We start from the raw sequence: 23,479 nt of genomic DNA, 5'->3' as shown, positions 1-23,479 counted from the left end.
AACGCCTTGCAGGAGCTAACATGGCCCAAAAACCAGATTCCACCTCATCATCATCCGGCGCCGCCACCATTCACGACCAGAAGCTTGTTCGGGGGGCAGGTGGGGAACTGCACCAGACTGCCTCCGGCGACGATCCCGTGCTGACGACCGCCCAGGGTGGGCCAGTTGCGGACGACCAGAATTCGCTTCGGATTGGTCCTCGCGGGCCGCTCGTTGTGGATGATTTTCATTTCCGCGAGAAAATCTTCCACTTCGACCATGAGAGGATTCCCGAACGCGTTGTTCACGCCCGCGGTTATGGCGCGCATGGCTATTTCGAGACCTATGAATCCCTTGCCGCTCACACCAAGGCTGATCTGTTTCGGCGGGCGGGTGAAAGGACTCCCGCTTTTGTGCGGTTCTCGACGGTTGCCGGCAACAAGGGCTCGGCCGACCTCGCGCGGGATGTGCGCGGTTTTGCCGTGAAGCTCTACACCAAGGAGGGAAACTGGGACCTCGTCGGCAACAACATTCCGGTATTCTTCATTCAGGACGCGATCAAGTTTCCGGATCTCGTCCATGCTGCCAAACAGGAACCCGATCGCGCCTTTCCGCAGGCGCAAACGGCGCATGATACCTTCTGGGATTTCATTAGCCTCACGCCCGAAAGCATGCACATGGTCATGTGGATCATGTCCGACCGGACCCTTCCACGTTCCTTCCGGTTCATGGAAGGGTTCGGTGTGCACACTTTCCGCTTCGTAAATGCGAAGGAGCAATCGACCTTCGTGAAATTTCACTGGAAGCCGAAGCTCGGGTTGCAGTCGGTGGCGTGGAACGAGGCGGTCAAGATCAACGGCGCCGATCCCGATTTTCACCGGCGTGATCTCTGGACCGCGATCCAGTCAGGAAATTTTCCGGAGTGGGAACTGCAGGTTCAGCTTTTTGACCAGGATTTCGCCGACAGCTTCGATTTCGACGTTCTCGACCCCACCAAGATCATCCCCGAGGAAATACTTGCGCCGAAACCGGTCGGACGTCTCATCCTCGACCGCATGCCGGACAACTTCTTTGCCGAAACCGAGCAGGTGGCGTTCATGACCCAGAACGTTCCGCCCGGCATAGATTTCAGCAATGATCCGCTGCTGCAGGGAAGGAATTTCTCCTATCTCGATACACAGTTGAAGCGGCTCGGCGGGCCCAACTTCACGCACCTGCCCGTCAATGCGCCCAAGTGTCCTTTCGCAAATTTCCAGCAGGATGGCCATATGGCGATGCACAATCCGGCAGGACGCGCCAATTATCAACCGAACTCCTTCGGGGAGGGACCAAGGGAATCGCGCATGCGTGGTTTCCAGCATTTCCCCGCTGAGGAGCAGGGCCCCAAGGCAAGGTTGCGGCCGGAAAGTTTCGCCGATCACTACAGTCAGGCGCGCCAGTTCTACATCAGTCAGACGCCGGCCGAGCAACGCCATATCGCATCGGCGCTCACCTTCGAACTCAGCAAGGTGGAAACGTTGGTCATTCGTGAGAGGATGGTTTCGCATCTTCTCAATATCGACGAAACGCTTGCCGCGACCGTGGCACAGAAGCTCGGCTTTCCGACCATGCCGAAACCGGCAGACGCGGCCATGCCCACCCGTCAGGATCTCGATCCGTCGCCGGCGCTCAGCATCGTTCAACGGGGTCCCAAACGGTTCGAAGGTCGCAAGCTCGGCATTCTTATCGCCGATGGCGTGGATGCTAAATTGCTAAAGGGGCTGACCCAAGCGGTAACAGCCGAGAAAGCCGTCTTCGAGTTTATCGCGCCCAAGGTTGGCGGTGTAACTGCATCTGACGGCACCTTTATCGAGGCACATCACATGATTGATGGCGGCCCTTCGGTGCTTTTCGATGCGGTGGCGCTGCTGCCATCGGCAGCGGCCATCGATGAGCTGATCAAGGAGGCAACCGCCCGGGATTTCGTTGCAGACGCGTTCCAGCACTGCAAATTCATCGGTTACGACCAGTCGGCGCTGCCGCTACTGGAAAAAGCGGGAATTGCAGATGCCATGGATGAAGGGGTGCTCCCCTTGCCGGGCGAAGGGGGGCTAGCGGCTTTCGTGTCCGAACTCGGCAAGCTGCGGGTCTGGGCGCGCGAGCCGTCACTCAAACTCGGCAAGGCCTCTATTCCTGTCAATAAGCAATGAAGAAACCCTGACTCCCACTCACCAACCAAAGCAACAGGAGACTAAAAATGGCTGAGAAGACATTGGAAGACCTTTTCCTCGATGCGGTAAAAGATATTTATTTCGCCGAGCGCCAGATTCTCAAGGCGCTCCCGAAGATGGCACGCGCTGCACAGTCGGCGGATTTGAAGGCCGCATTTGAAAAACACAGGGACGAGACCGAGGTCCATGTGGAGCGTTTACAGAATGTCTTTGAACTGCTCGGAAAGCCGGCGCGAGGCAAGACCTGTGAGGCGATCCAGGGCATCATCGCGGAAGGGGAGGAGATCATGGAGGAATTCAAGGGCTCGCCAGCGCTCGATGCCGGGCTGATTTCTTCGGCCCAGGCGGTGGAACACTACGAGATCACCCGTTACGGCACTTTGAAAACCTGGGCGGTTGAACTCGGCATGAAAGAAGCAGCCAAGCTGTTCGAACAGACACTGGGCGAAGAAAGCGCAACGGATACGGCTCTTTCCTCGCTTGCCCAGGCACGTGCCAACATCAAGGCCAAATCCAAGGCGGCATGATCCGCCACACGGACGTGCCGCTTAAACCGGCGGCACGTCCGGTTTTGCCGTTGTCTCTTTCATGCGAGGCTGAACCATGAGGCTGTTACGCGACAATGGATTGACGATTGTCCTTGTCCTGACTTCCCTGTTAACGATTGGTGGCATGCTCGCGACCGGCTGGGCTGTTTACAACGAGGAGCTTGTGCAGCATCAGGCGACGCCGCTCACGCTTTTTTCTTACGCAAAGAGCGGCCATTTTCTTTCCGCCCTGTTCGAAAACTGGGAGAGCGAATTTTTGCAGATGTCGGCGTATGTCATGCTGACCGCTTTTCTGTTTCAACGAGGCTCGTCCGAATCCAAAGACCCCGACGAGCCAGCGTCACAGGATGAAGACCCTGCGCAAAAAGCAGATGATCCCGAGACACCCCGGGCAGTGAGAGCAGGGGGATTTATCCGCGCCATCTATTCCTACTCCTTGGGGCTTGCCCTGTTCTTCCTTTTTATTGTCAGTTTTGTCTTGCATCTGAAATACAGCGCCGACGCGGCTGCTTTGGAGGCTGCCATGCACGGCGATCCCGAGACAACGCTGTTTGCGCATCTGGGAAGTGTAGAGTTCTGGTTTGAATCGTTTCAGAACTGGCAATCGGAGTTTCTTTCGACCGCCGTTCTTGTGGTTCTTTCGATCTTCCTGCGCTTCCGTGGATCACCGGAATCGAAACCCGTTGCCGCGCCTCACAGTGAGACCGGCGGATAGGGAGGAGGAATGATCGAGTTTTCTGCGGAGGGAGACTGGCGGCACCTGTGCGTCGATATGCAGCGTGTCTTCGCTGAAGATACGCCATGGCATGTCGAATGGATGGACCGCATCAGTGAAGAGGTAGAGGCTGTGGTTCAGGGCGACCCCGAGCGATGCATCTTCACCTGTTTTGTGCCGCCGAGGTCTGTAGAGGAGGCCCCCGGTGCGTGGCGAGCCTATTATGAAAAATGGCCGATGATGACACAGCAGGCGCTGGCTCCCGAACTCATCGGGGTTATCCCCTCGTTATCGCGCTACATCCCGCCCGCCCGCATCTTCCGCAAAAGTGTCTATTCGCCGTGGCAACATGGAGGCCTCGGCGAAATCCTGCGGCAGGAGCAGGTTTCGACCTTGGTGATTATCGGCGGGGAAACAGATGTCTGTGTTCTCGCTACCGTTCTTGGGGCGATAGACCAGGGTTTTTACGTCATTCTGGTCGAGGATGCACTTTGCAGCGGACGGGATGCGACACACGATGCAGCCTTGAAGCTGCTCTCGGATCGTTTTTCAACGCAATTGCAGGTATGCGATACGGCAACGCTTCTTGCAGCGCTCCCATCGAAGAAAGGAACAAGACTGCCTGAGCGAAGTTAGGCCACCTGTTCCCGCCACCCGGAGATCGAGCGATGACCGAAACAGTTGATCATCAAACCAGCAACAGCCTGAATATCGAAGCCGCGACCCCGAAGGTAATCAAAATCATTGTGGGCGAGCGCACGGTACTTGAGGGTGTCCTCAACACCGGCAGCGTTCTGACGGTCAAGACACGAGAGGGCGCCGAATCTCAATCCATCGAACTCACGATCGAGGACCTGGCGCAGTAGGGTAGGGACTTGGGACCGGGGTTAACCCCTGAAATCACCCTCGTTAATGTCTCGCTCGTCGTAGTTCAAATCCCAGTCTTTTTCGGGCTTTTTGGCACCGGGCGGCAGCTTGTTGGCTGTTGCGTCGTCAGACCCTGTGATTACCCTCGGCTTTGCGCTCACGACGCCGTTGTTATCAGAGGTTTTTTTGCCGCGCGCAAATTGCGGTTCGCTGTCCTTGTGAATCTGCTTCAGCTTTTCGTCCTTGTTCATGGTATCCTCCTTGGTCCTTTACTAACCGTTTTCCCGCGTCACTGTTCCCTCAAAGCCTTTGTCAGGCTGGAACCGCCTTCAGATGCCGCAGTTAGACCCCGGGATAGATCCGTCATTCCCGGATCCACAAGCGGAGATAAAGCGATGAATCGACCAGACGAAGATACCAAGCCAGAACCCGGTACAGATGATGCCCGCTCCGGCGATGGCGACGAAAGCCGCCAGGACAGGGAACAGACGAGAAAAAACGCGGAGCATACGATCGAGCGGAGGCAGCGGAGGCACCCAACCGGCGGCCCGGAAAACGCCTGATCAATTGTGGGGCTGGGAGCGATTCAGCTGTTCGGATCCCGACGCCGGGACAGTTACTGATTTTGCGATTGTACGTTGGCGTACGGCAACCAAGCGGCTCGCGAGACATTTGCCCATCGTGAAAGGATGGAAAAATGGCCAAGCACGCTGTGAGTGGAGTTTCCGGAGACAAATTGAGTGACGCGCAGCTGGAGGCGTTGCGCGTCGGTATTGCAGATCTTGCACCGGCCTTGACGGCTTTTGCCCGCCGCTTCGTCAGAAATGAGGAAGATGTCGATGACCTTGTTCAGGAGACGATGTTGCGGGGGCTTCGAGCTCTGCACGGTTTTACTCCCGGCACGGCGTTAAAATCGTGGCTTTTCACCATTTTGCGCAACACTTTCTGTACCCGCTACAAGGTGTCGAAACGCGAATGCATCGGTTTGCCTGTCGGTATCGAACAAATCATGTCTACCCCTGCTAGCCAGGAATGGCGTGTGCAGCATCAGGAAGTGATGCGGGCGATTCGCGATCTCGACAGGGATCAAAAAAGAGCTCTGCTGCTTGTGGCCGAAGGGACGAGTTACTCCGATGCCGCGGCTATTTGCGGTTGCCGGGTAGGCACCATCAAAAGCCGGGTCAACCGGGCAAGGGAATCGCTACGGCGCAATCTCGAATGAGCGCGGGTTCGACCGCAAATTGCGCCCCATAACCTTTGTACCGCATGTCATCGATGCTGCCATGCAAATGAAAGATTTCTCCCTTTACCGGCGGCAGCTCGCATGTATCTGCCGAAAGGTTTGCCCTCATTTGCAGCCGTCCCGTTTTGAAATACCAGTCGATTGCAAGGCCTTGAAGGCTACACTCAAGGAAAACACCTTTCTCGAAATGTGAGCAAAGAAGAGGCCAGATGTGATGGCGCCGTTTTGAAAGTAACGCGGCCATCCTCGCCCTCGCCAGTCTTCCGTCTGTGTTTTCTGCCTCCTGCCAGTTCAATGTCGAAAGCTGCATCGTGCAGGGATCGTTAGGGTCCCGAACCACCTGCCGGGCATCGGGCGGCAGGTTTCCTTGAAAAATTTCCGCCTGTTTAAGCCGGTTTTTTATTTCCTGTTCCTTATCGTAATCCGGATGGTCGGAGAAGAAGAAAAAAGGGTTGGCCGAGCCGTGGTCATCGCCCATGAAGATTAATGGCGTCTGCGGGGAAAGGAGGAGAATTGTTTCGAGCGTCATGAAGAGAGACGGCGGAATAAGGGCACGCAGCCTTTCACCCCGTAGCCGGTTTCCGGCCTGATCATGGTTATGGAGAAAATTCACAAATCGTTGCGGCGGCAGATGGCCGCTTGGCTCTCCACTGCTCGCGAAATCCCGTGAAGGGCGTGGTTCTCCCTGATAGACAAAACCGGTCGCAAGCGATCGGCGAAGCTTGTCACGGGGCCGTATCGCGAAGTCACCATAGACGCCGCCGTCTTCATTCGTCGTCGCAACATGGATGACGTGGTGCCAGTCGTCGTTCCACTCCGCATCAATCAGCACCGTGCCATCGGCGGCGGGTGTCATTGGCGAGGCTGCGTTTCTCGCGTCCTCTATAACGAGATGGACATTCCTGCCTTTTATAGTTTGTCTCACTTCCAACGCCAGCTCAATGAGGAAGTCGACGTCCTCATCGCTGCCGGCGAGATGATCGGCAGCATCGATCCGCAATCCGTCAAATCGATAGGTTTGAAGCCAGTATAATGCGTTTTGAATGAAGAATGACCGGACCTCGGATCGGTTAAAATCCGGCGCGGGACCCCACGGCGTCGCATCCTTTTTGAAAAATGTGGGCACATACCCTTGAAGCGCGTTTCCGGCGGGGCCGAAGTGATTATAGACGACATCCAGCAGCACCATGATTCCGTGACCATGGGCTTTATCGATGAAGGCCTTTAGCTCGTCGGGAGAGCCGTAGTCCCGTTGCGGGGAAAACTGCAGGACGCCGTCATAACCCCACCCGCGATTTCCGGCAAACGTCGCGAGCGGCATAAGTTCGACCACGGTAATTCCGATGTCGTTGAGATATTCAAGTTTACCTGCAGCGGCCGCAAAGGTGCCTTCGGGTGTAAAAGTTCCGACATGAAGCTCATAGACGATCGTTTCGTGCCAGGGACGACCCTCCCAGTCCTGGTTTTTCCAGACAAAGTCATGGTTGACGATCAGGGATGGGCCAAGCGGGCCTTCGTGCTGCTGATTGGAAGCTGGATCGGGAACCCTGTTTCCATCGGCCAGAACGAAGCAATAGTGATCGCCTACAAGGGAGTTTTTTTTGATGTGGTGCCAGCCGTCACCGGTTCTGTGCATGTCGAATTCCGCATCGTTAAGCCGCAGTTTTACGGCGGCTAGTGCGGGTGCCCAGATGGTAAAATCCGTTTCCCCGGATTGATTGCGCTGCGCGCCCCATTCGCGATGATTCACTGCCTTCATCACCAGAGCCTCCCATTGTCAGTGGCCAGACCTGTTGATGATCCTGCTGTCGCCTGTCGCCTGTCGGCTCGTCTCTTTGCAAAAGTCTCCGGCCTGATGTCAGCAACGACATCCGTTCCACGCTTGCTGTCGCGAACAAGGCTTTCGAAAAGCGCCATATATTGCGCAGCACTCTTGTCCCACGAAAAATTGGCCTGCATGGCCTGTGTCTGAAGTCGCCTGAAAAGTTCCCGGTCATTATAGGCGTTAATGGCTCGATCAAGCGCGGCACGCAGATCGTCCTCATTTCCCGGCTCGAATTGAAAGCCCGTTGCCACTCCCGCTTCAATGGCTGCATCATTCGCATCGATGATGGTTTCCGCCAGCCCACCCGTGCGGCTGACGATGGGCAGCGCGCCGTATCGCAGGGCATATAGCTGTGTCAGCCCGCAGGGTTCGAACCGTGAAGGCTGGATGATGAAGTCCGAGCCGGCCTGAATCATATGCGCCAGGCGCTCATCGTAGCCGATATGGACACAGACCAGTTCCGGATAACGTTGTGCCAGCGCACGCAAGCTGTCTTCCAGTGCCGTGTCACCCTCTCCGTGAATGATCAGCCGCCCTTTTTGTGCAATGATAAGGGAGACGACCTGAGGGAGGAGATCAATACCCTTTTGCCAGGTCAGACGGCTAACCACGCCGAACACAGGGCCTTGGGTCGGGGCTAGGCCAAGGGCCCGAAGCAAGGCATATTTGTTGAGGCTCCGTCTTGTCGCCGTGGCAGCCGTAAAATTTGCGAGAATGTAGGGATCTGTCGCCGGATTCCAGACGTCCTGATCGACACCGTTGACGATGCCGCGCAGGTCGTCTCGCCGCTTGGCAAGCACGCCATGCATTCCCATCCCCATTTCCGGTGTCAGGATTTCTCTTGCATAAGTCGGACTAACTGTCGTTACCGCCGATGCAGTCGTCAGGCCGCCCTTCAAAAATGACATGTCACCGTAATATTCAAGGCAATCGACAGTGCAGAGGTGCGGGGGCAGTCCAAGCATACCCGCCCGCTCCAGCGGATACTGTCCCTGAAATGCGAGATTGTGAAGGGTTAGAACGGAAGCTACCGCCGGCGTCGAATCGGCGAGATAAACGCAGGTCAAAGCCGTGTGCCAATCATGGACATGGACAACATCCGGCTTCCAGCCGTCAATGGCGCCGAGGGCTATTTCCGCCGCTACCTTGGACAGAACCGCAAAGCGTAGATCGTTGTCGGCAAAAGGTTTACCTTTTACGCCATAGGGATGTCCGTCTCTGTCGAAGAGGCTTGCCGCTTCAAGAAGCAGAAGCTTGTGACCATCGGAAACAACGGAATAAAGCGATACCGGCTGCTCCAGAATATTGGCAACCAGACACGGCTTCTGGCCGCGGACAAGCGGCGTGAGCCTGCGGTAGAGGGGTAGTAATGTCCGAACATCCGCCCCCTGTCGTTCCAGTGCCTCCGGCAGAGCGCCCGCGGCATCGGCCAATCCGCCGGTTTTTACGAAGGGAAACATTTCGGCCGTAACGGCAAGAATCCGCATTTGGCGCCTCCGGGAACGCATTGATTTCAGACTGTGGGGAGCCCGGAAACAGGTTGGTAACAACCAAGCCACCTGCCGGGAACAGGCGGGCGCTTACCTGTCCTGGTGGTGGCCCTGATGCGTCGTGTTTATCTTGATGTTTGCCTGTCTGCCCGTCCGGGTTGAAGCATTCTGTTCCTTGACAGGGGAGGTATCGTCCGTGCTCAGACGATCATTGTCACCGGAACCTTGCTGGCTACGGTTGCTTTCGGGAATGGGCAGTGTTTTCCTGGTCATGTTACACCTCGTCGGGCATGAGTGCCGTAGAGCGAACCAAACCGTACTTTCTCATCTTTGTTCCCGTTGCCACCACGTTTCATCGCGCGGACGAGTAATCCCACGTGGGGACCAAGGTGCAGGAATGGGACAACGTTCCACCTCCCGACGTGGCGAGATGCCGAATCATCCGAGACCGGGGGAGCTTCCTTTTGGAAGAATCAAGACCGTAACCAAGGCGCCATGCCAGGCGCAATTCCTGGGTGTCAGCCCACACGCAACTTGGTTCGAAAATAGAGAGCGGCCAATTGCTGAAGTTTTGACGGATTGACAACACCGCGATCGTACATTTTCAGGACATAGCGAGCGACGTCTGCCCGGCTTAACGCAGGGTCGCGTTCCCCAGACACTACAGCCTCGTAGGCTGTCTTAACGATATCGATGTCTTTATCCAGAAAAATCCCGGAACTTTTGTACTCGTGATTGGCGTACATTTCACCTCCTTGAAACGCGATCCGCATTTCACAGTGTGAGGGATGATGCATCCATTCTACAGGGAAACCACCAAAGATAAATGTCGAAAGCGTACAAACGACTGCGGTGTTTGTGCGGCCTACCGAATCCCGTCTCTCCCAACAGCCGTCAGCTCGTCAAGCGGGGATCGGAGCGGTAAAAAGCGGGCGAGCACGCGATTGTTTTCCTCCTCAGGCATGCCATAGAGGTCACCGGCATAATTTTCCAGCGTTTCGCGGTTCCTGATCGTAATTTTTCCCCTTTCGGAGCGAATGAACCCATGGCTTTCGAGAACGTGAAGGGCGTCTGTCACGCTCGCTCGTCTAACTGCCAGCATAGTCGACAAAAAATCGTGTGTTAGTCGCAGCTGGTTGCCCTCCAACCTGTCGTGGCACATCAGTAGCCAGCGGGCGAGGCGCTCCGTTACGGACTGGGTGGCATTGGAAGAGGCCGTGCATTCGACCTGTGTTCTCGAAATGTGCAGGGCGCGGACCAGAATGTCGGAGAATATCCGATGTTTTGCAAGAAGCGCGTCAAACGAGCCGATGTCCATGAAAAGTGCTTCGCCCGGGGCCTGCACCACGATCTCGGTCAGGTTTGTTTCCGCACCCGCCGCAGCTCCTGTCGGCACAAAACCTTCTCTCCCGACGATCCCTGCTTCGATTTTACGCCCCGATTTTGTCACCACCACGATGGAGGCGATGCCGGATGACAGGAAGAAGATACGCTCGATCGGCGCGCCAGCGGATATCAGCACATCGCCCAAGACAAGCTTTATCGGGTTACAGGTCCCCATGACCTCGCGCCTGATGTCATCGGGTAAAAGAGAAAGCAGAATATTTTCATCATTATGGCTCTGCAGTCGCTCCAGCATGAGATGCGCCTCGCTCTAATGTCTGATGCCCCCTCCTTGCGCTATCAAAGCGGAGACAATGTTCTCGATGTCCTCCGAACGTCCGGAGAGGACAAAAGGTCCCGGCTCCCTGTCGATAAGCGTCTCCGGCACGAAAAAAAGATAAGGAATGGCTTCGCCATCCAGTTGTTCTGTGAGACGCAGCAAAACGTCTGCCTCGTACCGGACGTCGATAATCGCAGCGACAAATTTCAGAGCCGTTTCCCCCTCTATAAAGCTGGCCGAGTACGGCCCTTCCAAGCCGATCTGGGCGTGAAACCAGGCCATCCTGATTTCCGACGTAACAGTGTCTGTCATGCCGATGATTGCGATGGTGAGGCGTTTAACAGTCCGCATGCTTTACTCCTCGCATACTGTCCGCATGCGTGCGCCGTTCTACGTACCATAACGCGTGAACAAGCTGATTTCAGCCCGGTAACCGAATTTATCAAATATGCGCACGAGGGAATGCCTCGGCATCAGGAATCGATTCCTGAAGATAAAACGTCTTGGCCTCATCCCTTAGCCATTGCCGTTTCCGTTGCGGAACAATTGCGGATGGATGGGGTTAGGGCGCGGTGCCCATGAGGAGGTATCCGATGCAGGCCAAAAATGACGACCTGGCTAACGCGCCGAAGGAAGGCATCAGACCCAAGCAGGACCTGAACCGACCGATGAGCGAAAAGCTCGATTCAAAATTCTCACCCATCGGCATAGATGACGGCGATTTTCGCTGGTGAAAGCGCACATGGCAGACCATGATGATCTATGGACTTGTGATATTTGCACTGGCTGCCGCGCTTGCGCTTTATTTCCTGATTGGAATGCATCCTGGCCGCGCCGCGCGAAGCGGCACGGGGCGCTGCCTTTCAGTCTAGGCCTTACCCTTTGCCGGGTTGAGTCCGCCAATTGATGATGGAAAGGTGATTTCTCCTCTTCTGCGCCGCAAGGGAACATCCACCTGATAAGGCACAGCTACCACCGGTTGCGGCGAGGAGCGGAACCGGCTGGGTGCCACAGCATCGGTCACAGCCAGATAGTTGGCTGTAGCAAAACGTTGCGTCTCCTCGGCCGGGAGCATATCGCTATCCAGCAACTTTGCCGCGGCCAAGGCCAGGTGACGGCTGGGGTAAACGCCCCTTATCGCCTCTGAGATGACAACCGCCCAACCGTTTTCATGCGCCGTGATCTGGTATTCGAGTTTCTTGTCCATGTGTTCAAACCTCCCTGTTTGGGAGCACCTAACCAAGATGGGAAAAGCTTGTTCCTGATTGCCAAGGCGAATGCCGCAGACCGGCTGCGCCCGGTGGTCTCAGCAAGCATTTCCTCAATTCTGCGCAGGTCGGCTATGAAGGCGCGCTGCTGTGATGCCCTTGCTTATGGTCACGAAGGCGCAGCAGAAAGGAAGGATGTGTCGTGACGAAAAGACGTATGCCGCCTGGCGTCAAACGGACATGTCTGCGGTCCTTCGTCACGCCGCTTGTGCGTCCGGTGAGTGCATAGAGAGCGTTCGCACCCATTGCCACGATAAGGTCCAGATCGAGAAGGGACAGCTCCCGCTCTCAACCACCAGACGCAGCTTAGCACTTCGCCGCCGTTTGGATGGTCATGCGACCGCCGCTTGCCACGCTGTTCGAATCTGAAGTGTTTTACGGCGTTGATGACATAACATTGCGAACGATCGACAACCAGACATTCCTCAGGCAGACGGCCTGCTGGACCGACGAACGGCCTGCCTTTCAGATTTTCTTCATTGCCGGGCTGTTCTCCCTCGGGCTGAAAGGCAGGTGGGACGGCTTCTTCCCGTGGTTCTGGCCAAGGTGTTTTCTTCCGTCGGTGTGCCCATTGGCTCCGATTTCCGCGACGGTGCCGAGAGACATACCGAATGACCGGGTTTCGGTTTATGGCGCTGTCTCGAACATGGGCCGAAATTGCGAATATTGGCCATTTCATGATGCAGGGTCGTCCCCTTCTCCAAATTTGTACGGTAACGTACTCACTGTTTTCATTCGATTTTCCGCTGCTAATATGACGGCTGCAGGTTGATGTTTCGAGCAAAGGGGCGAACCGGGCGAACCGCTATGCTTGGATCAAATTTTGTTGTTTATAACCGATTGTTGAAAACACTCGGCACAGAACGGCTGTTGCAGCTTGTCTCCCGGATGGAGCCGGTGAACCTGCAGGCCGGATATCAGCTGGTTGCGACTGGCATGCCCATTTCCCATTTCTGTTTTATCGAAACCGGTCTTGCATCGACAATTGTTCACGATGAGGGCGGCAAAAGAATTGAAACCGTGCTTGTCGGGCACGAGGGTGTCACCGGCTGGCCCGCTCTTCTGGGTGCGGAAACCACACCGGATGAAACTGTGATGAGGATGGGTGGTCGGGGCCTCCTGATCCCGGTTATCGAACTAATGCGTCAGATGGAAGGGGACACGCACCTGCGTGAGCTGTTGCTGGGCTACGTTAATATCTGCATGCTACAGGTAGGCCAGCTTGTCCTGGCAAATGGACAATATAGTTTACGGGAAAGGCTCGCGCGCTGGTTGCTGATGTGCCGTGACCGACTCGATACCGATGATCTGCCGATTACCCATGAATTCCTCTCCACGGTTCTTGGAGTACGCCGACCGGGCGTTACCAACGAATTGCACGTTCTCGAAGGCATTCATGCGATTCGTGCCAGCCGCGGGAACGTCCGGATCATCAATCGCAGCATATTGGAAGACGTCGCCGACACAACCTACGGCGTACCCGAGAAAGAATATGAAAAACTAATGGCTCGTATACGGACGGATGTTGTGGCCCCGTCAGTGATTTCTGTCTAGGGCGTCGACGAAGCGGACTACTTTCAGCACCTCCTGCTCTATATTCCGTATGATGATGCATCCCTCGGAGATGTCACGCCCTTGCAGGATTGCCTCGCTCATCAGGGCGCGGGCATCTTTAAGCGCCTCTTCAATTGCCCGGTCGAGCGAAGACAGATCGCTCCCCTCCAGATCATCAAGGACGCTTTTGCCGCTGATCACGGTGAAGAAAAATCTTGGCATGGCGGTCTTCCCAAGAAAAGACATGCTCGCCGCTGGCGCTCGGCGCGGCTTGTCCTCATCCAAACTGTCGCAAATGCTGGGCCTGTTTCTCAAGCCGGGTAGCAAGTTCGGAAATGCTCATATTCGTCGCGCATAAATGAATCGCACATTCCAGGAATTGCAGTGACGAACGCCTGAGAAAGTCCTGCTGCTGCTCATAGGCTATTCTGGCGATGCGATCGGATTTGCTGGATTTGTCCGTCATCTTCTGTTCCTCGGATTGAATTTTCTCACGCGCCTAACCCGGGGAGCGCGCAATTGTTTCGAAAAAAGTTCCCCTGCTGTCGTTGTCTCGCGGAACATCGTCGCCTCAGATTGGTTGGGTAGGTCGAAACTCAATCGGAGGCAGTGATGACCAGTAATTCTCCACGAGATGGCACTCCCGGCACCACCGACCAGTCGCCCCGCTGGGAGGGGCCAAAGGAAAACCGGCCAAGAGGCTACATGAAACCCACCGACGACCCCGAGCACGATCGGGATGCTGTTGGGGAGAACCTCAAAGACCCCCGCAAAAAACGTATTTCTGACGCGATGAAGACGCGCGACGACCAGTAATCCGGCAGGTTATCGACGCCACCCGGTAACAAGAGAAAACAGGCCGCGTCCACAAAAACGTCGGCCAGCACCCGTCAGGGAGGGCCGACGCATCACATGAAAACGCGAAGGCGCCTTTGGAAACCAAAAACCCCGCTGGGGACATGACGAGCGTTCGAAGAGCAGGGTTTCCGGGGGAGGTGGTGAGCGTGACAGTCACCACACCCATGACCCCGACCGAAATTAATGATCCGCCAGCAAGAACGATGAAAAAGGTGAAAAAGGTGAAAAAGGAAAAGATCGTCGCAAAAGGTGACCAGGGAAAGCAATGCGCTTGATCTCGAGAAAGAGGTGTTCACGAAAAGTGAGCCCTCGCAGATCGCACGGCCTCTAAAAGACTCCGCAGACCAATCTTACAGCCGCAAGGCCAATCCGTTCCGATCTGCAATGTCAATGCGGTGTCAACTGGGCTGGCCGCGTGCTGCCAGAAAGACCCAACGTTGTGCTGAAAGACGCGAAGGGGAAGCTTCGCAAGGAGTGAGGCAAACAACGGCAGCGCGCACTTGATTTGTCTTCGTTGCGAGGCCTGCGAACCTGCCTTTTGAACTATTCATCGTTCCTCACGAAATATTAAATCTCGGAACTCCTCTCGTGCCGATTGGTTGGGTTAGGGCATGCCACAGGGCACGCAAGTGACAAATCACCAATATGAGGAGTACATATCATGGCAAATCAAGGTGGTACGCACGAACAGCACGTGAAGGCCGGTCAGCAGAGCCACAAGAACAGCGACAATCGTTCGAAGTCGGCGTCGGCCTCCAACAATAGCGATAATGGTAAAACCCGAGGCGGCACACACGAGCAGCATGTAAAGGCGGGTCAGCAGAGTCACAAAAATTCCTGATGCCAGAAAAATGGGAAATCCCCGCGCGTATCGCGGGGATTTCTTTGTTCTGTTCCCCATGAAACAGGAAAGTTACATGGCCGCTTGCCCGCAGCTCTCTTGACGTAGCGACTTCGCAAGGCCGCAAAGCGCTTCTCCCGCTCCTCGCAGAATTCGGAGATTTTCGCTTAAAGTGACGTGATGCATGATCGCGTCTGGCCATGCTCCATTGGGTCTGAGGCCTTTTTGGGCGCCGTTCAGTGATAAAATGATTTGCTATAACAATATTTCAAGTGATGGTGAGTTATAGAAAAGGTGGCTATACCTCATGCAATGGAACTGGCAGTCGACAATTGGCTCAAACCTCATACGCCGGACGCGCTTCGATCTCGTTAGTAGATGACGGCACCTGTGTCTTGATCATGCCATCTGTGCGGAATAACCATCTCATTGCGGAGATTGGGGACGCGCCCCCGGCTGTTATGATCCCAACAGACCGGTCGCCAGTCTCCGCAATCCAATTTTAAATGTTCCGTAGCTGGTCGCGCTTCAAGACTCCTTTTGGCACAAGCGGTGGTCGTCGGGAGGATACTGACCTTTGCTAAATTCGCCTTCATTGACACCAAACATCTCCAGCATCCACCACGCCATTCACGAGTTTTTCAGCTTGATCACTGGTAAGAATGCAGATGACGAGCCAACATAAAACCAGCCTTCGCCAGAACCTTCTTGAGCGACTGTTACCTCTGGAGCGTGGGCAACGCTCGCACCAGAGTATCGCGTCCAGCTGTTTCGCATGATGGGAGAGTGTTACGATCCTGACGTCGGGGCTGCTATGCCGATTTCCTCACTATCAGCGTGCCCGGCAGCGTCACCGTTTCGAGTTCGATCGTTCCCTTGATCATCTTGAGGATCACATCAACCATTTCGTTGCGCGGTTGTTCATAGGTCGTGAGACCATAGGCAAACGATCCGCTCAATTCGTAATTGTCAAAGCCGACGACGGCGATCTCTTCCGGTACTCTAAGGCCAAATTTTCCGCGGATTTCGTCCAAGGCTCCGATTGCCAGAATATCGTTCTCACACATCAGCACATCGACGCGATCTTGCGCTGCGGTCTCGGACAGATAGCGCCTGACAGATACGGCCCCGGCTTCGGCGCTGTATTTCTCGGCGGACAGAAGGGCGATTTCCGTTATTCCCTTCTGCGCCCAGAACTCGGTGAAGTGGTGGCGACGCCGCAATGCCGTTGACAGCGCCGCAGCTCCGCTCATGAAGCCGGGCCGTTTGTAGCCCTTCGCATGGAGATGATCGACGATCTCCCTCAACGCAAGTTCCGCGTCGCAGACGACGGCGGGAACGCCCTCGATCTGGCTGTCGCGCGCAAGTACGAACATCGGGGGTATTCCGTTGCCGTGCTGCAGATCGATTAGGGTCTCATCGCGAAACGCCGTACCGAAGAGCACGATTGCGTCTACCTGCCGCTGGTCGGCATGGAGCAGCGCGTTCACATGGTCGAAATGGTTGTTGATGTTGATGAGCATCACCACCAGTCCCGCAGCCTGAAGTTTCTCCGTCAGTGCTTCCAGGAACGGCAGTTTCTGCGGATTCGAGAAGTCGTCAACGAAGACGGCAACCTGTCCGGTGGTGTTGGTGGCGAGACTGCGGGCCAGCAGGTTAGGGGTGTAATTCAGTGCCGCCGCAATCTCCAGCACCTTGCGTTTGCTCTCTTCGGTGATCGAGGCGCCCGGCGTAAATGCGCGGATCACGGTCCATTTCGATACCCCGGCGGCTTCCGCTACCTGCTTTGCCGTTGCTCTCTTGCGCATAACCTCTCCCGAAATGGAACGTACATTCCATTTCTTGATATCAATGAAATTAATTCTTGCTTTTAACGTATTCTGACATAGGATGCACCTGCTTGCACCCGGTAGCAAACAAATTTGCACCCGGTAGCATTCGAATTTCCGTCCAGAGGAGTGGATGGTATTGAGGAGGAAAAAATGAAATCGATTTTGAATTATCTGGCTTCCGCAGCTCTTGCCGTTTCACTTGCAGGTTCATGGTCGGTTGGTGCGAAGGCTGACGAACAGCCCAGCATCATTGCCGTAACTCACGGTCAGGCGTCGGACCCATTCTGGTCCATCGTCAAGAACGGGATGATGCAGGCCGGTAAGGACATCAATGTTAAGGTTGACTATCGCGCGCCTGAGACCTTCGATATGGTTGCCATGGCGCAACTTATCGAAGCTGCGGTCAATCTGAGCCCGGCGGGCATTGTGATTTCCAATCCCGATCCGGACGCGCTTGGCCCGGCCATCGAGAAGGCCGTTACCGCCGGCATTCCGGTCATTTCCATGAATTCGGGCATTGCCGCCGCTGAAAAGCTCGGCATCAAGCTCCACGTCGGTCAGGACGAACTTCCGGCGGGCGTGAAAGTTGGTGCAAAGCTCAAGTCGCTCGGCCTGAAACATGTTCTCTGCGTCAATCAGGAAGTCGGTAACGCCGCTCTCGACCAGCGCTGCGCCGGCACTGAGAAGGGCTTCGAAGGTGGAAAGGTCACCATTCTGCCGGCGACTGCGGATCCTGCCGAAATCGAGTCCAAGATTCAGGCTGCTCTGACCTCCGATCCGTCCATCGACGTTGTTCTCGGCCTGTCCGCTCCACTCGTGGGTGAGCGCGCGGTGGCTGTCGTTGAGAAGATGGGCAATGGCGACAAGGTCAAGGTTGCTTCCTATGACCTTTCGGCCAATTTTCTGAAGTCTGTATCCGAGGGCAAGGCGCTCTTTGCCGTCGACCAGCAGCCCTATCTTCAGGGCTATCTCCCGGTCACGCTCCTCGCGCTCAATGCCCGCTACGGGACGATCCCGGCCGGCAATGTCGCTTCGGGTCCGAGCTTCGTCGAGAAGGACGCGGCGGCTTCGGTTATCGAGAAATCCTCCCAGGGGGTCCGCTGAGCGGGACCTGCGGCAGCTCCCGCTCCTCCGGCGGGAGCTGCATTCATCGCCCGACATCCGATCCGCGTGACGCGTGAGTGGAAACCGATGGCGCACGGAAAACAACTTAACTCTGAGGTACGACCATGACGCTGGCCAACGAACAGAACGGGTCTTCGGCTCGATCTGACGAACGCCTGAAAAAGGTATCGACCATGACCGCACTCGCCCGGCGTCCGGAACTCGGCGCTGTCGCAGGACTGGTCGTCGTAACGATATTCTTCTTTTCCACTGCCAACCCCGCCATGTTTACGCTTGCCGGCGTGGTCAATTTCATGGCGCCAGCCGCCCAGCTTGGAATTCTGGCGATTGGCGCGGCGCTTCTTATGATCGGCGGCGAGTTCGATCTGTCTATCGGCTCCATGGTTGCCTTTGCGGGCCTCGTCTTCGGCACGGCGCTCGTTGTCCTTGATCTGCCGCTCAGTGTCGCAATCCTGATCGCGCTGGGTTTCGCCGTGGTCATTGGCATTACCAATGCCCAGCTTACAATGCGCACCGGACTGCCGTCATTCATTGTCACACTCGCATTCCTCTTCATTCTCCGCGGCCTCACGCTCGTCGGACTGAAATGGGCAAGCGGCGGCGCAACCCAGCTTCGCGGAATGAAGGAAGCGGTTGTCGACAGCCCGCTCGCTCCGCTGTTCTCCGGTGATGCCTTTCCCGGATTGTTTAAATGGCTTGCCAATGCCGGGATCATCGACACTTTTCCGAACGGCGCGCCCAGGGTTCCGGGTATCCCTGTCGAAATACTCTGGTTCGTCCTTATTGCGCTCGTCGCCACATGGGTCTTGCTTCGGACGCGCTTTGGTAACTGGATCTTCGCATCCGGCGGCGATCCGAAGGCCGCCCGCAAATCCGGCGTGCCTGTCGCCCGTGTGAAAACAACCCTGTTCATCGTCACCGCCATGTGCGCCACACTTGTTGCAATACTAACGGTTCTCGATGCCGGTTCCACCGACGCCCGGCGCGGCTTCCAGAAGGAATTCGAAGCCATCATCGCGGCCGTTATCGGCGGATGTCTTCTGACGGGCGGTTACGGTTCGGCAATCGGCGCCTTCTTCGGCTCCATCATCTTCGGCATGGTGCTGATCGGCTTGACCTACACCTCCATCGATCAGGATTGGTACCTCGTCTTCCTCGGCGGCATGCTTCTAACGGCGGTCATATTCAACAACCTCATTCGCAAGCGCGTGACGGGAGAACGCTGATGAGCAACACTCACACGCCACTCGTCGAGGTCAAGAACCTCGTGAAGCACTTCGGGTCCATCATCGCACTCAACGGCGTTTCCCTGAGCGTCCATGCCGGCGAAGTTCTCTGCCTTCTCGGAGACAATGGAGCAGGCAAGTCCACCCTCATCAACACGCTTTCTGGCGTACACAAGCCGACATCGGGCGACTTTCTGGTCGAAGGAAAACCGCACGCCTTCAACGGTCCGCGCGGTGCGCTCGATGCGGGCATCGCTACCGTCTACCAGGATCTGGCGATGATCCCGCTGATGTCAGTGACCCGCAACTTCTTCATGGGTCGCGAACCGCTCAAGGGTTTCGGTCCGTTCAAATACATGGACATGGAATTTGCGGATCGTGTCACAAGCGAGGAGATGAGAAGGATCGGCATCGATGTCCGCGAGCCCGGGCAGGCCGTCGGCACCCTTTCCGGTGGCGAACGGCAATGTGTGGCGATTGCCCGTGCTGTCTATTTCGGAGCGAAGGTGCTCATTCTCGATGAGCCGACCTCCGCCCTTGGTGTGGCGCAGACCTCGATGGTTCTAAAATATATCGATCAGGTGCGCAGCAAAGGGCTGGGGGTAATCTTCATTACCCATAACGTCCGTCACGCCTATGCGGTGGGAAACCGTTTCACGGCGTTGAACCGGGGCAAAACGCTCGGGACATTCGCTAAGGACGAAATCAATCTCGATGGCCTCCAGAACCTGATGGCTGGCGGCAAGGAACTTCAGTCGATCTCTGCGGAACTCGGCGGAACGATCTGACGCAGCGCGCAAAAACGAAACGCGGCTCGGCGCTCGCGCCGCGCTTCGGACAACCATGTTCCAAAAACCAGGAAACACCCCGATGAGCAATGCCAATAACAACGCGTTTCCACTGGCCGCCTGCGCCGAGATGCTGTGGCGGGACAAGCCGATCGAATGGCGCGCCTCCCGCCTGAAGGAGTTGGGATTCGGCGTTGGCCTCTGGAACTGGCCGGAGCACGATATCGGCAAGCTGGAGGCGACAGGCGCAACCTTCACAATCATGAACGGCTATCTCACGGGCCGTCTCACCGATGACGAGGGTACGGCCGAACTCCTCAGGACAGCCCGCGAAACTGCTCAGATCGGCAAGCGTCTCGGCGTCCAGCGGCTCAATCTTCACGGAACCGGCCTCGGCGACCGTGGGCTTCCCGTTCAGCCGATCGAGGTCGTCACGGGAGCCATGTGGTTGAAGGCGCAGGACGCGCTACGCCGCATCGTTGATCTGGCGGAAGAGGAAAACGTCGTCTTCACGCTCGAAAACCTGAACCTCCCGGTCGACCATCCCGGAGTGCCCTTTGGCCGCGCTGAAGACACGTTGGCTCTGGTATCGAGCATCGACCATCCCCGTCTCCGTCTCAATCTCGACCTCTACCATGCGCAGATCGGCGAGGGGAACCTGATCGAGCTGTGCGGTAAGTGCCTGCCATGGATCGGCGAGATCCAGGTCGCCGACGTTCCCGGTCGCTGCGAGCCGGGCACGGGCGAAGTTAACTGGAACGGCGTCGCCAAGGCATTGAACGCCATGGGCTATTCCGGCCCGATCGGGATGGAAGCATGGGCGGCCGGAGATTCGGACGCTGCGCTCTCGTCCTTCCGCGAAGTATTCACTCTCTAATTTCATAACAGGACAAAACTTATGGCCAAGGTCAAAACTGTCAATGTCGGTCTCATCGGTGCCGGACGCATCGGCTCCTTCCACGGTGAAAGCGTTGCCAGGAGGATCGTGGACGCCGAACTCGTAGCCATCGCAGATCCTGCGCCCGGTGCGGCTGCGAAGCTTGCTGAAATTCTGGACGTCGATGCTTCCTACACCGATGTCGCTGAGATGCTGGCGCATCCGAGTCTGGATGCCGTCATCATCGCAACCCCCGCGCGCTTCCATACCAACGTTCTGGTACAGGCTGCCGAGGCGGGCAAAGCAGTCTTCTGCGAAAAGCCGATGGCGCTCACCCTTGAAGACGCCGACCGTGGTATCGCTGCGGCCAAAGCTGCGGGCGTTCCGCTTCAGGTCGGTTTCAACCGCCGCTGGGACCAGGCCTTCGCTGAAGGCCGCGCGGCCATCGACGCAGGGAAAGTGGGCGCACCGCAACTCATCCGCTCGCTGACCCGCGACCCGGGTCCATTCGGGGCCGATCCAGACAGGATTCCCCTATGGACGGTCTTTTACGAAACGTTGATCCATGACTTCGACACGCTGCTGTGGCTGAACCCCGGCGCGAAACCCGTCGAAGTCTTCGCGATGGCGGATGCGCTTGTCCGTCCGGACGCCCGCGATAAGGGATTTCTCGATACGGCAGTTGTCAACATCCGCTTTGACAATGGTTCCATCGCCGTCGCCGAGGCAAATTTCTGCGCGATGTACGGCTACGATATCCGTGGCGAAGTCTTCGGTTCGGGCGGCATGATCACCATGGGCGACGTTCGCCGCTCCAGCATGACGCTCTTCGACAAGGACGGTGTCTCCAACGACACCTGGCGTCGTGACACGGACCATTTCGTTCAGGGCTATACGGCCCAGCTCGCGTCATTCGTCGAGGCTGTCCGCGACGGTGAGATCAAGGATGCACCGACAGGCGCCGACGCCCGCAACGCTCTGGCGATCGCACTTGCTGCGATCGAGTCCGTGTCGAAGAAACAGCCGTTCCGCATGGGTTGATATGGCTTGTGGCGGGGACGGCGCGCGAATATCCCTCCCGCCGGCAAACCGATATTCCGAAAAGGAGGTGCGGTTGCACAGTATCGAAGCCGACGTGACGTCACGGAGACAGGCTCAAAAACAGGAGAGAATTTTCCATGGGCCATAACACGACATTGCCCCTGTCAAAAGCCCGCCTTGCGGTAAGCCCTCTTTCGTGGGCGAACGATGTCCTGGAGGATCTGGGGGCCGAGATCTCGCTGCAGACCTGTCTGTCCGAGGCCGCATCGAACGGTTATGCGGGCATCGAACTCGGCCGGAAATTTCCGCGCGATGCATCGGTGTTACGGCCATTGCTTGAAAATCAAGGTCTTGCCCTGGCATCAGGATGGCATTCGGGACAGCTTGCGGAAAGGTCGGTCGAGGACGAGATCGCCTCTGTCGGGGATCACGCCGCGCTGCTGAAAGCGATGGGATGCAGCGTTCTCGTCTATGGCGAAGTTGCGATGATGACGCCGGGGGCGCCGTTCGATGCCCCGATGTCCCGCCGTCTTGTCATGCCGACTGCGGACAGGGCCGCCTATTCCGCACGCCTGACCGACTTTGGCAAGCGTCTCTTCGACGCTTACGGCCTGAAGCTTGCTTATCATCATCACCTGATGATGGTCGCAGAAACCTTCGAGGAGGTTTCCGCCGTCATAGGTAAAGCCGGGCCGGAGGCCGGTCTTCTTCTCGATACCGGACACGCCGCCGCAGCGGGCTTTGACTATGCTAAGCTGATCAAGCGCTTCGGGGACCGTATCGTCCACATCCACCTGAAGGACATCCGCATGGCAGTCCACGATGATGTGCGTTCGAAGGATCTCAGCTTCAACGACGGTGTGCGGAATGGTCTGTTCACCGTCCCCGGCGATGGCGTCGTTGATTTCGATCCGGTCGTCCGTTTCGTCAAGGACAGCGCTTACACCGGATGGCTGGTTATCGAGGCGGAACAGGACCCGGCGAACGCACCGCCTAAGGAATATACTGCGAAAGCATTCGAATTCATTCAAATGAAGTTCAGGGGCTCGCCTGTGGAAGCGGGCTAACCTTCGAGACTGCGCACCGTCTTGGGATAACCATCATGAGAAACGATATCGTTATCGCAAAACCGACAACTTTTGCCGAACTCAAGGGCATGATTGCAGAGGCCCATGTCAGGCTTTCCAGGGACCAGGAACGGGTGGCGCGGACGGCTGCCGCACATCCCGAAATGGTGGCGTTCGGAACAACTCATTCGCTTGCCGATTATTGTCGCGTTTCGCAATCAACAGTCATGAGGCTGGCAATCTCGCTGGGATTTGGAAGCTTCAGGGAGTTCAGACAAATTTTCCGTCATCACGTTCGAGCGAACGGAGTTAGAGGCTTATGATGGATGTGATCTAGCGCGAACGCCTCAAAAATAAAGCGTTCGCAAGTTTTTCAGTTCCATAATCTATCTTATGCGATTATTGTTTGTAGCCGCAAAGTTAAAGTGTCGTGTTTCTGCAAAGTTGGAATGTCACACTCCC

31 protein-coding genes and 1 pseudogene are annotated in these 23,479 nt (G+C 56.4%); 20 read left to right on the top strand and 12 right to left on the bottom strand.

Annotated features, from left to right (window positions below; genetic code table 11):
* The first annotated feature begins 20 nt into the window (after positions 1-20).
* The 5 genes from katE to QRN60_RS20535 all read left to right on the top strand — a co-directional run bounded on the left by katE (position 21) and on the right by QRN60_RS20535 (position 4,318).
* Positions 21-2,168 carry a catalase gene (katE, locus tag QRN60_RS20555; RefSeq protein WP_031233230.1) on the top strand — a complete coding sequence of 716 codons (2,148 nt, stop codon included), beginning with the start codon at positions 21-23 and terminating at the stop codon, positions 2,166-2,168.
* Positions 2,169-2,215: 47 nt separating this feature from the next.
* Complete coding sequence (locus QRN60_RS20550; RefSeq protein ID WP_113100804.1) at positions 2,216-2,716, top strand: YciE/YciF ferroxidase family protein; 501 nt, start codon at positions 2,216-2,218, stop codon at positions 2,714-2,716.
* 76 nt (positions 2,717-2,792) lie between these two features.
* Positions 2,793-3,452, top strand: a complete 660-nt coding sequence (locus QRN60_RS20545; RefSeq protein ID WP_020808137.1) for a DUF6766 family protein — start codon at positions 2,793-2,795, stop codon at positions 3,450-3,452.
* A 9-nt stretch (positions 3,453-3,461) separates the two neighbouring features.
* On the top strand, positions 3,462-4,088 hold the full coding sequence (locus QRN60_RS20540; protein ID WP_284766538.1) for a cysteine hydrolase family protein: 627 nt from the start codon (positions 3,462-3,464) through the stop codon (positions 4,086-4,088).
* 32 nt (positions 4,089-4,120) lie between these two features.
* On the top strand, positions 4,121-4,318 hold the full coding sequence (locus tag QRN60_RS20535) for a hypothetical protein (protein WP_020808135.1): 198 nt from the start codon (positions 4,121-4,123) through the stop codon (positions 4,316-4,318).
* 21 nt (positions 4,319-4,339) lie between these two features.
* On the opposite strand, the gene QRN60_RS20530 is transcribed toward QRN60_RS20535, so the two are convergent.
* Positions 4,340-4,570, bottom strand: a complete 231-nt coding sequence (locus QRN60_RS20530; protein WP_020808134.1) for a hypothetical protein — start codon at positions 4,568-4,570, stop codon at positions 4,340-4,342.
* A 446-nt stretch (positions 4,571-5,016) separates the two neighbouring features.
* Here QRN60_RS20530 and QRN60_RS20525 point away from each other — a divergent pair, with 446 nt between their 5' ends.
* Positions 5,017-5,541 carry a sigma-70 family RNA polymerase sigma factor gene (locus tag QRN60_RS20525; RefSeq protein WP_020808132.1) on the top strand — a complete coding sequence of 175 codons (525 nt, stop codon included), beginning with the start codon at positions 5,017-5,019 and terminating at the stop codon, positions 5,539-5,541.
* Here the strand turns inward: QRN60_RS20525 and treZ are convergent.
* From treZ to QRN60_RS20495, 6 genes are all read right to left on the bottom strand, one after another.
* The gene (gene treZ, locus QRN60_RS20520) at positions 5,501-7,321 is read right to left on the bottom strand and encodes a malto-oligosyltrehalose trehalohydrolase (RefSeq protein WP_020808131.1); all 1,821 of its coding nucleotides are present in this window, start codon (positions 7,319-7,321) and stop codon (positions 5,501-5,503) included. The genes QRN60_RS20525 and treZ overlap by 41 nt on opposite strands.
* Positions 7,321-8,874: a glycogen synthase GlgA gene (gene glgA, locus QRN60_RS20515; protein WP_087747273.1), complete on the bottom strand. Its 1,554-nt coding sequence runs from the start codon at positions 8,872-8,874 to the stop codon at positions 7,321-7,323. Before glgA ends, treZ begins: the two co-directional genes overlap by 1 nt.
* Before the next feature lie 93 nt (positions 8,875-8,967).
* Entirely contained in the window at positions 8,968-9,150 is a 183-nt protein-coding gene (locus QRN60_RS20510) for a hypothetical protein (protein WP_060727472.1), read from the bottom strand.
* A 245-nt stretch (positions 9,151-9,395) separates the two neighbouring features.
* Complete coding sequence (locus tag QRN60_RS20505; protein WP_031233228.1) at positions 9,396-9,623, bottom strand: hypothetical protein; 228 nt, start codon at positions 9,621-9,623, stop codon at positions 9,396-9,398.
* A gap of 119 nt (positions 9,624-9,742) precedes the next feature.
* On the bottom strand, positions 9,743-10,516 hold the full coding sequence (locus QRN60_RS20500; protein WP_020808128.1) for a Crp/Fnr family transcriptional regulator: 774 nt from the start codon (positions 10,514-10,516) through the stop codon (positions 9,743-9,745).
* Positions 10,517-10,531: 15 nt separating this feature from the next.
* Complete coding sequence (locus QRN60_RS20495; protein ID WP_020808127.1) at positions 10,532-10,891, bottom strand: hypothetical protein; 360 nt, start codon at positions 10,889-10,891, stop codon at positions 10,532-10,534.
* A gap of 242 nt (positions 10,892-11,133) precedes the next feature.
* On the opposite strand from QRN60_RS20495, the gene QRN60_RS20490 reads away from it, so the two are divergent.
* Positions 11,134-11,274 carry a hypothetical protein gene (locus QRN60_RS20490; RefSeq protein WP_236731845.1) on the top strand — a complete coding sequence of 47 codons (141 nt, stop codon included), beginning with the start codon at positions 11,134-11,136 and terminating at the stop codon, positions 11,272-11,274.
* A 134-nt stretch (positions 11,275-11,408) separates the two neighbouring features.
* On the opposite strand, the gene QRN60_RS20485 is transcribed toward QRN60_RS20490, so the two are convergent.
* Together QRN60_RS20485 and QRN60_RS20480 are read right to left on the bottom strand one after the other, a co-directional pair.
* Entirely contained in the window at positions 11,409-11,747 is a 339-nt protein-coding gene (locus QRN60_RS20485; RefSeq protein WP_020808126.1) for a hypothetical protein, read from the bottom strand.
* Between the two features lie 170 nt (positions 11,748-11,917).
* Positions 11,918-12,487 (bottom strand): uracil-DNA glycosylase family protein, encoded by a 570-nt coding sequence (locus QRN60_RS20480; RefSeq protein ID WP_284766537.1) that lies wholly within the window; start codon positions 12,485-12,487, stop codon positions 11,918-11,920.
* Positions 12,488-12,615: 128 nt separating this feature from the next.
* Here QRN60_RS20480 and QRN60_RS20475 point away from each other — a divergent pair, with 128 nt between their 5' ends.
* A complete protein-coding gene (locus QRN60_RS20475; protein ID WP_113100807.1) occupies positions 12,616-13,362 on the top strand; it encodes a Crp/Fnr family transcriptional regulator in 747 nt (248 codons plus the stop codon).
* On the opposite strand, the gene QRN60_RS20470 is transcribed toward QRN60_RS20475, so the two are convergent.
* Both QRN60_RS20470 and QRN60_RS20465 read right to left on the bottom strand, forming a co-directional pair.
* Positions 13,345-13,584 carry a DUF6894 family protein gene (locus QRN60_RS20470; RefSeq protein WP_031233226.1) on the bottom strand — a complete coding sequence of 80 codons (240 nt, stop codon included), beginning with the start codon at positions 13,582-13,584 and terminating at the stop codon, positions 13,345-13,347. The genes QRN60_RS20475 and QRN60_RS20470 overlap by 18 nt on opposite strands.
* A 55-nt stretch (positions 13,585-13,639) precedes the next feature.
* On the bottom strand, positions 13,640-13,828 hold the full coding sequence (locus QRN60_RS20465; protein WP_087747267.1) for a hypothetical protein: 189 nt from the start codon (positions 13,826-13,828) through the stop codon (positions 13,640-13,642).
* Between the two features lie 146 nt (positions 13,829-13,974).
* Here QRN60_RS20465 and QRN60_RS20460 point away from each other — a divergent pair, with 146 nt between their 5' ends.
* The 5 genes and pseudogenes from QRN60_RS20460 to QRN60_RS20440 all read left to right on the top strand — a co-directional run bounded on the left by QRN60_RS20460 (position 13,975) and on the right by QRN60_RS20440 (position 15,061).
* Positions 13,975-14,178 (top strand): hypothetical protein, encoded by a 204-nt coding sequence (locus QRN60_RS20460; protein ID WP_020808119.1) that lies wholly within the window; start codon positions 13,975-13,977, stop codon positions 14,176-14,178.
* A 42-nt stretch (positions 14,179-14,220) separates the two neighbouring features.
* Positions 14,221-14,404: pseudogene (locus QRN60_RS20455) on the top strand (hypothetical protein); the annotation flags it as partial.
* Entirely contained in the window at positions 14,367-14,495 is a 129-nt protein-coding gene (locus tag QRN60_RS20450; protein WP_284766534.1) for a hypothetical protein, read from the top strand. The pseudogene QRN60_RS20455 and the gene QRN60_RS20450, both read left to right, overlap by 38 nt.
* The gene (locus QRN60_RS20445; protein ID WP_336376888.1) at positions 14,470-14,724 is read left to right on the top strand and encodes a DUF3175 domain-containing protein; all 255 of its coding nucleotides are present in this window, start codon (positions 14,470-14,472) and stop codon (positions 14,722-14,724) included. The genes QRN60_RS20450 and QRN60_RS20445 overlap by 26 nt, the downstream gene beginning before the upstream one ends.
* Positions 14,725-14,881: 157 nt before the next feature.
* The gene (locus QRN60_RS20440) at positions 14,882-15,061 is read left to right on the top strand and encodes a hypothetical protein (RefSeq protein WP_077998741.1); all 180 of its coding nucleotides are present in this window, start codon (positions 14,882-14,884) and stop codon (positions 15,059-15,061) included.
* A gap of 812 nt (positions 15,062-15,873) precedes the next feature.
* Here QRN60_RS20440 and QRN60_RS20435 read toward each other — a convergent pair.
* Positions 15,874-16,869, bottom strand: coding sequence for a LacI family DNA-binding transcriptional regulator (locus tag QRN60_RS20435; protein WP_020808118.1), 996 nt, complete (start codon positions 16,867-16,869; stop codon positions 15,874-15,876).
* A gap of 174 nt (positions 16,870-17,043) precedes the next feature.
* On the opposite strand from QRN60_RS20435, the gene QRN60_RS20430 reads away from it, so the two are divergent.
* The 7 genes from QRN60_RS20430 to QRN60_RS20400 all read left to right on the top strand — a co-directional run bounded on the left by QRN60_RS20430 (position 17,044) and on the right by QRN60_RS20400 (position 23,340).
* Complete coding sequence (locus QRN60_RS20430) at positions 17,044-17,997, top strand: sugar ABC transporter substrate-binding protein (RefSeq protein ID WP_087747265.1); 954 nt, start codon at positions 17,044-17,046, stop codon at positions 17,995-17,997.
* A gap of 125 nt (positions 17,998-18,122) precedes the next feature.
* Positions 18,123-19,244 carry an ABC transporter permease gene (locus QRN60_RS20425; RefSeq protein WP_087747263.1) on the top strand — a complete coding sequence of 374 codons (1,122 nt, stop codon included), beginning with the start codon at positions 18,123-18,125 and terminating at the stop codon, positions 19,242-19,244.
* On the top strand, positions 19,244-20,032 hold the full coding sequence (locus QRN60_RS20420; protein WP_020808115.1) for an ATP-binding cassette domain-containing protein: 789 nt from the start codon (positions 19,244-19,246) through the stop codon (positions 20,030-20,032). The genes QRN60_RS20425 and QRN60_RS20420 overlap by 1 nt, the downstream gene beginning before the upstream one ends.
* Before the next feature lie 82 nt (positions 20,033-20,114).
* Complete coding sequence (locus tag QRN60_RS20415) at positions 20,115-20,909, top strand: TIM barrel protein (RefSeq protein WP_020808114.1); 795 nt, start codon at positions 20,115-20,117, stop codon at positions 20,907-20,909.
* 21 nt (positions 20,910-20,930) lie between these two features.
* Complete coding sequence (locus QRN60_RS20410; RefSeq protein WP_020808113.1) at positions 20,931-21,950, top strand: Gfo/Idh/MocA family oxidoreductase; 1,020 nt, start codon at positions 20,931-20,933, stop codon at positions 21,948-21,950.
* Between the two features lie 137 nt (positions 21,951-22,087).
* Positions 22,088-23,017, top strand: a complete 930-nt coding sequence (iolE, locus tag QRN60_RS20405; protein ID WP_020808112.1) for a myo-inosose-2 dehydratase — start codon at positions 22,088-22,090, stop codon at positions 23,015-23,017.
* 35 nt (positions 23,018-23,052) lie between these two features.
* Positions 23,053-23,340: a MurR/RpiR family transcriptional regulator gene (locus QRN60_RS20400; RefSeq protein WP_077998740.1), complete on the top strand. Its 288-nt coding sequence runs from the start codon at positions 23,053-23,055 to the stop codon at positions 23,338-23,340.
* Positions 23,341-23,479: the final 139 nt, after the last annotated feature.

The sequence above is a fragment of the Agrobacterium sp. CFBP2214 genome (assembly GCF_030209895.1).
Classification (GTDB): domain Bacteria; phylum Pseudomonadota; class Alphaproteobacteria; order Rhizobiales; family Rhizobiaceae; genus Agrobacterium; species Agrobacterium radiobacter.
The sequence above is the reverse complement of the archived record's forward strand: the minus strand, read 5'-3'. Positions and strand labels throughout refer to the sequence as shown.

Bases quoted from the DNA above. Each gene is read 5' to 3' on its own strand.
- katE (WP_031233230.1), top strand. From the start codon at position 21: ATGGCCCAAAAACCAGATTCCACCTCATCATCATCCGGCGCCGCCACC.
- QRN60_RS20550 (WP_113100804.1), top strand. From the start codon at position 2,216: ATGGCTGAGAAGACATTGGAAGACCTTTTCCTCGATGCGGTAAAAGAT.
- QRN60_RS20545 (WP_020808137.1), top strand. From the start codon at position 2,793: ATGAGGCTGTTACGCGACAATGGATTGACGATTGTCCTTGTCCTGACT.
- QRN60_RS20540 (WP_284766538.1), top strand. From the start codon at position 3,462: ATGATCGAGTTTTCTGCGGAGGGAGACTGGCGGCACCTGTGCGTCGAT.
- QRN60_RS20535 (WP_020808135.1), top strand. From the start codon at position 4,121: ATGACCGAAACAGTTGATCATCAAACCAGCAACAGCCTGAATATCGAA.
- QRN60_RS20530 (WP_020808134.1), bottom strand. From the start codon at position 4,570: ATGAACAAGGACGAAAAGCTGAAGCAGATTCACAAGGACAGCGAACCG.
- QRN60_RS20525 (WP_020808132.1), top strand. From the start codon at position 5,017: ATGGCCAAGCACGCTGTGAGTGGAGTTTCCGGAGACAAATTGAGTGAC.
- treZ (WP_020808131.1), bottom strand. From the start codon at position 7,321: ATGAAGGCAGTGAATCATCGCGAATGGGGCGCGCAGCGCAATCAATCC.
- glgA (WP_087747273.1), bottom strand. From the start codon at position 8,874: ATGCGGATTCTTGCCGTTACGGCCGAAATGTTTCCCTTCGTAAAAACC.
- QRN60_RS20510 (WP_060727472.1), bottom strand. From the start codon at position 9,150: ATGACCAGGAAAACACTGCCCATTCCCGAAAGCAACCGTAGCCAGCAA.
- QRN60_RS20505 (WP_031233228.1), bottom strand. From the start codon at position 9,623: ATGTACGCCAATCACGAGTACAAAAGTTCCGGGATTTTTCTGGATAAA.
- QRN60_RS20500 (WP_020808128.1), bottom strand. From the start codon at position 10,516: ATGCTGGAGCGACTGCAGAGCCATAATGATGAAAATATTCTGCTTTCT.
- QRN60_RS20495 (WP_020808127.1), bottom strand. From the start codon at position 10,891: ATGCGGACTGTTAAACGCCTCACCATCGCAATCATCGGCATGACAGAC.
- QRN60_RS20490 (WP_236731845.1), top strand. From the start codon at position 11,134: ATGCAGGCCAAAAATGACGACCTGGCTAACGCGCCGAAGGAAGGCATC.
- QRN60_RS20485 (WP_020808126.1), bottom strand. From the start codon at position 11,747: ATGGACAAGAAACTCGAATACCAGATCACGGCGCATGAAAACGGTTGG.
- QRN60_RS20480 (WP_284766537.1), bottom strand. From the start codon at position 12,487: ATGAAATGGCCAATATTCGCAATTTCGGCCCATGTTCGAGACAGCGCC.
- QRN60_RS20475 (WP_113100807.1), top strand. From the start codon at position 12,616: ATGCTTGGATCAAATTTTGTTGTTTATAACCGATTGTTGAAAACACTC.
- QRN60_RS20470 (WP_031233226.1), bottom strand. From the start codon at position 13,584: ATGCCAAGATTTTTCTTCACCGTGATCAGCGGCAAAAGCGTCCTTGAT.
- QRN60_RS20465 (WP_087747267.1), bottom strand. From the start codon at position 13,828: ATGACGGACAAATCCAGCAAATCCGATCGCATCGCCAGAATAGCCTAT.
- QRN60_RS20460 (WP_020808119.1), top strand. From the start codon at position 13,975: ATGACCAGTAATTCTCCACGAGATGGCACTCCCGGCACCACCGACCAG.
- QRN60_RS20440 (WP_077998741.1), top strand. From the start codon at position 14,882: ATGGCAAATCAAGGTGGTACGCACGAACAGCACGTGAAGGCCGGTCAG.
- QRN60_RS20435 (WP_020808118.1), bottom strand. From the start codon at position 16,869: ATGCGCAAGAGAGCAACGGCAAAGCAGGTAGCGGAAGCCGCCGGGGTA.
- QRN60_RS20430 (WP_087747265.1), top strand. From the start codon at position 17,044: ATGAAATCGATTTTGAATTATCTGGCTTCCGCAGCTCTTGCCGTTTCA.
- QRN60_RS20425 (WP_087747263.1), top strand. From the start codon at position 18,123: ATGACGCTGGCCAACGAACAGAACGGGTCTTCGGCTCGATCTGACGAA.
- QRN60_RS20420 (WP_020808115.1), top strand. From the start codon at position 19,244: ATGAGCAACACTCACACGCCACTCGTCGAGGTCAAGAACCTCGTGAAG.
- QRN60_RS20415 (WP_020808114.1), top strand. From the start codon at position 20,115: ATGAGCAATGCCAATAACAACGCGTTTCCACTGGCCGCCTGCGCCGAG.
- QRN60_RS20410 (WP_020808113.1), top strand. From the start codon at position 20,931: ATGGCCAAGGTCAAAACTGTCAATGTCGGTCTCATCGGTGCCGGACGC.
- iolE (WP_020808112.1), top strand. From the start codon at position 22,088: ATGGGCCATAACACGACATTGCCCCTGTCAAAAGCCCGCCTTGCGGTA.
- QRN60_RS20400 (WP_077998740.1), top strand. From the start codon at position 23,053: ATGAGAAACGATATCGTTATCGCAAAACCGACAACTTTTGCCGAACTC.